The sequence below is a fragment of the Limosilactobacillus fastidiosus genome (genome assembly GCF_014145505.1).
GTDB classification, from domain to species: Bacteria; Bacillota; Bacilli; order Lactobacillales; family Lactobacillaceae; genus Limosilactobacillus; species Limosilactobacillus fastidiosus.
Window position 1 is genome coordinate 19394 of the sequence record NZ_JACIUZ010000015.1, and the last position, 8986, is coordinate 28379.

Annotated in this window: 5 protein-coding genes; 1 reads left to right on the plus strand and 4 read right to left on the minus strand. The window is 38.8% G+C overall.

Features of this window, described 5'->3' with window-relative positions; translation table 11 throughout:
- Positions 1–6: 6 nt before the first annotated feature.
- Positions 7–2094: a DNA topoisomerase gene (locus tag H5R64_RS01065; RefSeq protein WP_182580053.1), complete on the minus strand. Its 2088-nt coding sequence runs from the start codon at positions 2092–2094 to the stop codon at positions 7–9.
- 114 nt (positions 2095–2208) lie between these two features.
- Positions 2209–3378 carry a DUF3991 and TOPRIM domain-containing protein gene (locus H5R64_RS01070; protein ID WP_182580055.1) on the minus strand — a complete coding sequence of 390 codons (1170 nt, stop codon included), beginning with the start codon at positions 3376–3378 and terminating at the stop codon, positions 2209–2211.
- A 331-nt stretch (positions 3379–3709) separates the two neighbouring features.
- Here H5R64_RS01070 and H5R64_RS01075 point away from each other — a divergent pair, with 331 nt between their 5' ends.
- A complete protein-coding gene (locus tag H5R64_RS01075; RefSeq protein WP_182580057.1) occupies positions 3710–4075 on the plus strand; it encodes an inorganic phosphate transporter in 366 nt (121 codons plus the stop codon).
- A gap of 238 nt (positions 4076–4313) precedes the next feature.
- Here H5R64_RS01075 and H5R64_RS01080 read toward each other — a convergent pair whose 3' ends face one another.
- Both H5R64_RS01080 and H5R64_RS01085 read right to left on the minus strand, forming a co-directional pair.
- Positions 4314–4538: a hypothetical protein gene (locus tag H5R64_RS01080; protein WP_182580059.1), complete on the minus strand. Its 225-nt coding sequence runs from the start codon at positions 4536–4538 to the stop codon at positions 4314–4316.
- Positions 4539–4569: 31 nt separating this feature from the next.
- Entirely contained in the window at positions 4570–8976 is a 4407-nt protein-coding gene (locus H5R64_RS01085) for an SspB-related isopeptide-forming adhesin (protein WP_220476659.1), read from the minus strand.
- Positions 8977–8986: the final 10 nt, after the last annotated feature.

Genomic DNA, 8986 nt, shown 5'->3' on the forward strand with positions numbered 1-8986 from the left:
TATGCCTCACTTTTTCTTATTACTCTTATCAAAATCGGGAATAAAATTAATATACGTTTTACCATGAAATTTTTTAGGCCCCAAACTACCAGTAATTGACTTAGGACCATATTTAAAAGTAATCGACTCACCTTGAGAAAGAGCTTGTAGCTCTGCATTAGTAAAGGTATGCTTACCCCAAATTTTCTTAAAGTGAATTGTTTTCCCTTGATATTCAAAGTCGACATAATCTTTAGGATCCTTTTTCTTAGGAAGCGGAATCGTTTGCTTAATTAGGTCTATATTTTTAACCATTACTGGTAAGTCATGGCTAATTACTTGATCTAAGGTTGCTAAAACAGCTTCAGGCTTCACCTTGAACTCACCGACTGCCTGCATTAATTGGAACAGTTGAACAGTAACTTGCGGTGAAGCAATATAAGTATCTTGAGCAATCAAGGCCGCCATAAGACCTTGTTGGGTTAAATTTAGTTTTTCTTTATTAGCCGTCAATAAATAACTATTCTCTTTAGGATCACTAATTGACGAAATCGTAGATTGTTGAGTTGCCGGAGTCCCAATACTGTACTTGTAGCTATTAAGTCGACCATATAACCATTTCTTAGTCGGCCAAGCTGGTTTAGGATTAGCCCCACAGTAAATGAATCCTCGGGCCACCTTACCTGGATCTGGCTTTTTTTCCGGTAAGTTAGTTTGCCCTTGAAGAATTATTCGATAGTTGTAATTAGCCGGTTGAGTATATGAACAAACAAAGTCTGGATACTTAGTTAAATGTGCCTTAACTTGGTAACACTCATAATTCTCACCTAAGATAGCTAGCGCACAGACAGCTACCTGAGTGTAAATATCGACAGCACAATCTTGTTCTTTCTTTGTCTTAAAGATTCCTCTGATTTCGTCTAAAGATCGAGGAACTTTACTTCCCGGACGATTAGCCCCATGCGTTGCCGACTTCTTTACTAACTCTTTTCTAGGAGTTAAGTGAGTTAATAGGTTAGGATCAATACCAACTAGATTAGCGATTTGATTACGATTCTTGACTAATTCGTCAAATTGAGCCGGTGTAACCGTCTTATCGTCTGAACGGGGATATGATAGGAATTTATACTTCTGGTACATAACTTGGTAAATATTCTGGATCATCGAACTAGAATATCCTTTATGCGAAAGCGTACCGTCTAACTTAGTTAAATCAGTAAAAGTATGGGGAACCTGGAACTTTAGTTGTTTACTATCTACTGTCACGGGAGTTGGCGATTGGTAATTCTTTGATTCTTCAATCGCACCTTTTTTATCTAAGTGACGGATCTGTTTGATTGTCTCTTCATCGTTTTTGTCAACCTTCCGGGAATAGATAAAGCCTTGATTATCCTTAAATTTAATCTCATAGAATGGCCTTTTCACATAATTCTTAATAGCTAATAATCGTTGGTAAATTAAAGAAATAGCAACTGATTTTAAGCGTCCTTCATTAACTACTTTGACGTAATAACCAGCGTTCTGAACTAATAAGGTTGCTGCTTCTGTTAACTGCATCGAACCATAGTCCCAACGATTACGAGTATTACCTTTAACAAACCACCCATCTTTATTTTGATTAGAGACATCGTGCAGATTCTTCATTGCTTCTTGAATGGCTGCTGGACTTTCATCAGCGTGGTATTCTCGATATACAGGACCATGCCACCCAATATAATTGATAATCTCCCAAGCTAATAATTCCCCCTCACCAGTTGTCGCATCGGTATCTGTTGCGATCACGATCGCTTCGGCATTATTACTAGCTGCTTTAATTTCTTTTAAGAGACTCAGTACCTGACGATCTGTCTTTTTAGTTTTCTTATTTCTTTTAGGAACCTTTTTCCAGCTGAAATCATGTAGATTCCAAGGAATGTTTTTCAAATTCCACTTTTTAAACTTGGCGGCAAGGGAAGGCATCACCTGGTTTTCGGGATCATCTAGCTCTAACAAGTGTCCCCGAGCATGAACTAATTTATAAGAATGATTATTAAAAAAGCCGGTCTCCCCGCCTAAAGCTTGAACAAATTGGTCAAATTCACTAGTTTTTTCGGTAAGAATTAAATAGTCATACAAAGCAGATCCGTTCCTCTCCTACTAATTTATTATTTCCAACATACATGAGAGCCATTAAGCAAGCCAAATTTCGCCTAAAATCGCAAAAAAGTCGACTCCATGAGTCGACTTAATTTACCGTTGTTGTACCTTGGGTTGAGATAAGTTACCAAAAGTCGGTTGAGGTTCAGATGGCTTTTTGGGTTGCATTGAATGTTGCTCTGGGCGTGAATGCAACTTAATTTCCTTTTCTTCCGGGAAACGATCCTTATTTTCAGCTACGTACTTATCATAAGACTGACTTTTAAGTTCTTTATCTAGTCCTTTCTGGAGTTGTTCATTCCAGTCCTTATATTTAGTTGGCGGTTGATCCACGACAAACTTCATCTTTTCAAATGCTGGAATCCTTAATGATTGCATCCAATCATATCTTTCCTTAGCTTTGTTAACTCCTTTAAAACCAGCTTTATCAGTATCAAAACAAATATGTAATTCAGCCGGCACACCGGAATTAGCAAAATCAGCGATAAATTTAGGTAGAGTTTCAACCTTTGTTCCCGCCCCGTTAATAGATAGGAATCGTTGCTTACCCGGATATTCACGGCCATGCATTTGTGCAAATGATAATGCGTCAATTGGGCTCTCAAAGACATATAGGCGTTGAGGTGCGTGACCAAAGTTACAAGAAAAATGAAAGCCTGAATCTTTTTGTGATCCCCAGGCAACTTTCTTCTTGGTTCCTCGCTTACCAAATTTCTGATGATTAATGTAAGTTCCCTGTTCATCACCACCAACTTCTTTCATCTTACGGTCATACCAAACAAAGAAGGCATTACCATTCGGTAATTCTCTTACTAAGCCGGTCCGATACATTGCATTAACCAATTTGGGGCTAAGTTTACGCACTTTAGTGAAGTACTCCAGTGAACGTTTCGGGTACTTTACTCCCCGATGTTTATAAGGTTGGTAAACCTTTTTAATTGTCTGAACTTTGGGAATAGTATGTTGATGCTTAGAAAGCTCTGGACCCATTTTCTCAAGTAAACTAAGAGCCTCTTTGCCTGAATAGTTTTCATAATATCTCAAGAAGTGAAACAAATTTCCCCCTACACCTTGACTGTTCCAGTAGAAAGTCTCATACGGTTTATTAGGAGTAATTCGGGTATCAACCACCAGTGAGTCATGATCTTTTAAACGTAAATAATTAGCATCCTGAGTATAGGGAATTCCCTTTAAATCTAAATAACTTTGGATCGATTGACGACAAAGAGCATCCATTTCTTTGTCAGAAACAGTTGATGGCATTTTTGTTCACTCCTCATTAAAATTAAAAGGAGTACAAAAAGGCCCCTTTACCAATGAATATAGGTAACTTCAGTGGTAAATGAACCTTTTGCCATATAATGACACTTATACAAAAAGAGTTGCGGTACATAAGTTTGTGAATATACGTATACCAGAAATCTACTCTTTTCAATAGTGCTTCTTTAATATAAGTAACTAATAAAAAATTACCTAGCAATACCAGTTGATAATTAAACGCCAAATGATACTAATTGATATTAAAATAAGGAAATTTTTATTTCCTGTTGTGATATAATAACGTTGAACGAATAATCAAAGGAGTTGATCCAAGATGAGCCTTTTTAGGAGAACGCTAGGTAGAATAAGTTTTCAATATCTTTTTCCCAAGTATGTATTTGCCGGATTTTTTATATATGCTTGTACTCAACTAGCCCAAGATCCCGATACTAGTTTTGATACTGGGACACTAATCTTACTGTGCGTTTGTGGATTATTTTATCCATATGCTTGCTTTGCTTGGGATTATTTAACCAACTATACGCACCTACCAATGATCTTTGGTGGTGTGTATGCCTTACTGTTCCTTTTTATTAAGCTGGTTAAATTCTTAATTATCTTTTTCTTTTCTCCCCTAATTACTTTAGGTTTGTTTTTTATCTTATGGTTTGATGCATGGCTTAGTATCCCAAAGAAATAATTGATGAAATGAACCTTGTCCCCCCTGGTAGACAAGGTTAGATAAAAGACTTATCTTCAACTCAAAAAAGCACTTCATAGTATCTGTTTAGATGCTATGAAGTGCTTTTTACGTCATTCCGAAAGCTATTCAATCAATTTATAGTTATTGAACACAATTTTGATCTCAAGTTTGTCCCCCCGGGGGGACAAGGTTAAAAAAGATGCCCTACAGAATCAAACTGCAGAGCATCCTTTTATTAATGTTGTTTCAATGATATCTGTGGGGAGAAATTCCTATTTTGAAGCTGAGCTTGAACTTTAGGTAATGGATTAGGTTCCATTGAAACATATCTTAAACATTGGAGTTGTTCATGGAGAGATAATTGACGTTCTAGCTTTAACCACTCCGGAGAATTGGTGATTCCAGCTTGAGTGAACTCTAATTGTCGATCAGACAACTCGTCTAACTGAACCAATGGCATAAGCTAACATCCTTTCGATAGAAAGATTTGATTAAGCAAAATTCTTCTTGCGCTTCAAGCCAAATGAACCAAGAGCTAACAACAAGCCAACAAACCCAGCAGCTGCAGCTTGGGAACTATCATTACCAGTTTGTGGTAATTCCTGTTGTGGTTCAGCCTTTGGTTGAACTGGTGCAGGAGTTACTGCAGCAATAACTGGTTGTGCAGGAGTTTCAACCTTGGGCTGTGCAGGTTGTGGTGTTGGTGTCTCCGGCTTAGAAGCTGGCGTTGGCGTCTTAGGAGTTTCTGGCTTCTTTGGTTCATCAGTATGGGTCTTAACGGCGTTAGATACATACTTCTTGCCGTTAATGACGTTGGTGTACTCGTTAGTAACATCTCCGGCCTTAACCCGCTTCATAGTGAGGTAAACAGAAGCACCAAAGGCACTCTTTTCAATATCAACTTTAGCTAAGAAGTCCTTATCAAATTCAACATCAACTGCCCCATTCTCAGTATCAATTACTTGAGTAGTGTACTTCGTAACATCCATACCCTTCTTTAGAACAGTGCCATCAGTTAGGGTTACATCTGTATCTAGGAGAACAGAATATTGTCCGTTATATTGATCATGAGTCTGGTCGTAATCATCTTGGAAGCCATATTGAGTAATTGGGTTACCTTCGTTAGCTGGTAACATTGCTCCGGTCAACTTGTAATCAAAGTTCTGGTTGAGCTTGATGTTACTGTTGTTAAGGCTCTTTTGATTATCAACGGAAATAACGACGTCCTTTGTTGGATTAATCTTTGGCACCCCGTTAGAAACAATGTTAGTAGCGTAACCATTGCCGAAGTCAAATTGGTAAGCAGCGTTTTTGTACACACCGTTGAAGGCATCCTTAACGACCATCGGCATCTTAATACTTACTGAATCACCGGTTTGAACGTACTGTTTGAAGTAGCTTGCTGGATCATCAGCTGAAGCAACAATGAAGGCACCATTAAGTTTAATACCTGACTTAGCGACTGCTGCTTGAACATCAGCTGGTGCTTCGCTCAAGGACTTGTAAACCTTGTAAGACATACCCTTAACTGTTTGACCCTTACTATCAACCGTGACAAACTTGCTGGTATCTGCGTCAAGCGCATCTTCTGGATAATCATCAATGATATAGAAGCCCTTAGAGATTGAATCATCACTAGCTTGAACACCTTTGTAGTCAGAGTAATCAGCATTAACTTTGAAGACATTAGTGTCACCAGGAAGCATGTATTTGCCATCGATATTAACACCCTTATCGTTAAGGTCTTCCTTAGTCGGTTTAGGTGCATTTGGTGTCCAGTTCTCAACCGTGTTGGAAGTTGTTTTAACCCCGTTAGTGTACAAGTCGTAAGAGTTCTTAATATCAGAACCATCGCCTTGAGCTGAAACAAAGAGGTCAATAATTGGAGTATCAACCGCCTTAGTAAGGTCTTGGTTGTACCGATCAAGTAAGTAACTATCTTCATCAAAGGTTAACTTCTGACCATCTTGAGTTAGCTTGACGTGTTCAGTAACATCAACCAACTTGCCATCAGCACCTTTAACGAAAACCTTGTAACCAAGGAATTGTGCTTTACTGTCAAGTATATCAACAATTGATCGAGAAGTAATCTTTTGGGCTCGGTTAGCTGGAACATCGTCTGTCGTCAGACCGTAAGTTAAGGTTGTTCCATTAGCTACGTTTTGACCATTAACTGAATCTTGAATCTTGCCAGACTGTTGATTAAGACCAACGTCCTTAGTCGGATCAGGAGTCCAAACAACAACCTTTGTTGGTGGTACAGATTCAGTGTCTTTATTGACGGTAGCAGAACCATTGTTAATGAAGACGGTACCTGTCTTAACACCATTCTTAATATCAAAGGTAACAATCAATTGAACCTTACCCTCAGGAGTCTTAGAAGCATCCTTCCGAGTAGCGATCACATGACCGTTATTGTCAATCTTAATATCGTATTGGCTGGTAGCGTCCTGGTCGTTTTCCATAACCTTAACATTAGCCTGGTTTGCGGTTACATATTGAGCGTAATTACTAAAGTCATCATCAATCGAGAACTTAGTTAATAGCGTTGCAAGATTAGTTGGTGTGTTAACCGTCATGGTAGCAGTAGCTTGCGTACCAGACATGTAGATTTGGTTATCAGTAACCGCATTATCTAGTGTCCAGTGTTTGGTAACATCAGTCTTGTAAACTTTAATTGGGCGTTCAGGAACCTTAACAGTAGTGTTATTAATTGTTCCTGAACCATTATTCAAGAGAACGGTACCGGATGGTGTTGACAGCTTAATCTTAAAGCTATTGTGGAGGTAAACTACCCCACCAGGTAGTTGTCCTGGATTCTTAGCGGTAGCCACAATGGTATTACCAACCCGTTGAATATCCCAATCAGAGGAAAAATCCTTGCCGTTAACGAAGACTTGTGAGTTCAAGTAATCAACGTATTGTGCAAATTTGCCAAAGTCTTCAGTCAAGGAAACATTTTCTAATGGCTTTGCAAGATCGGTTGGGTTTGGTAATGGCATGAAGACATCTGCATGAGCTGTGTCACCATCAGTATAGGTTTTACCATCAACAATCCTTTGCCCCTCTTGCCAGTGTTTATTTGGATCCGGCTTATAAGTAGTGATTGTTACGGTCTTTGTATTAACTTCATTATTGTTAAGCAATTCAGATGACTTGTTTTGGAGCTTAGTTCCATTAGCTACATCCTTGTGAAGTTTCCAAGTAAGTGCCATCTGAACTACACCAGCAGGAGCCTTTGAAGCATCCTTCCGAGTTATTGTAGCATGACCATTTTCGATCTCAACATCGTATAAGTCTTGAGCATCTTGACCATTTTCCGTAATCACAATTGTAGGATCATCAACGTCTTTAGCAAAGTTGCTGTAGTCATCCATTAATTGAACATGTTCAAGCTTCTTAGTTAATGTTGATTGGTCAGGCAAAGTACCAGTAATTAATGCCTTAACATTATCACCATTAATAACTAACTTATCGTCAACTGCATGGTTATCTTGACCTTCTACCCAATGCTTTTCTGGACTTTGAGTATAAGTCTTAATGGTCCGCTTTGGTGTTTCAATAGTGAGATTGTTAAGTGTACCAGAACCTGAGTTGATAAATGCTGTGTTATTAGCAAGGCCCTTGTGGGCAGTCCAGGTAACATGTAATTGAACCATACCCGCTGGAACATTCCCCGGATTCTCAGCTGTGGCCACGATAGTGTTTCCTACTCGTTGAATATTCCAATCATTTACAGTCTTACCATTGATTGTCACATTAGCAAACTTGTAGTCAGCCTTATCAGCAAAGTTTGAGAAATCGTCAACTAATTGGACATTAGTCAATGGTTTTGCCAAAGTGGATTGAACTGGTGTTGTCATGGTAACTAATCCGTTAACATTATCACCAGCAATAAAGGAGTGATCATCAACGATGTGGTTATCTTGACCTTCTACCCAGTGCTTATTATCAGTTGGTCGATAAGTTTGCACTTGAGGCGTGTTAGTAGGTACAGTCGCATGATTAATTGTTCCAGAACCTTCATTGTAGATCGTAGTACCAGATGGCGTGTCCTTAGAGATATTCAAGTTAACTACTAAAACAACGTTCCCTGCTGGTGCTTTAGAAGGATCCTTAGCCGTAGCAATTACCTTAGTACCCTCAACTTTGACGTTCCAATTCTTAGTATCATCCTTACCGTTCAAGAGTACTTGGCTGGAGTCATAACTTAAATACTTTGCTGATTTAGAAAAATCATCCATAATTGACAAGTTTGATAGTGGCTTAGCCAATTCGTCAGGATCTGGTAGAGGTAATGTGATATACCCATGAGCAGTATCACCAGAGATATAAGTCTTACTATCGACAACCTTATTTCCTTCTTGGAAATGCTTAGACGGATCTGGCTTATAGACTGGCACTTGAACAGGTGGAACGTCACCAGTTGAAGTATTAACCGTAATTGATCCTTGGTTCTTCAATACTGTGTTAGTTGCTGTATCAGTGTTAATGGTCCAGTATGGCGTAAAGGTATAAGTACCAGCAGTAAACTTAGAAGGATCCTTAGCTGTTGCTGTTACATGACCATTGCCATTATCAGTAATGTTGAAGTCACTAGTAACATCTTGACCGTCATGAGTAACCTTTGATTGATCAATATTAACCTTGGCATGAGAGGCAAAGTTGGAGTAATCATCATCGAAACGAAGCTTATTCAAGCCACCCTCATAATCAGAAGCATTCAGTAACTTAATGGAAACATCTGCATGTGCGGTATCACCAGCAATGTAGAGCTTGTTATCAGTTTGAATGTTGTTCTCACTGTAGTGCTTTTGAACATCAGTTTGTGAGAAAAGGTTGTGATATTGAGCAGCGTCTTCACCAGGAATTGTAGTTGATGGCGGAGTTGCTCTCATTACATCGTAG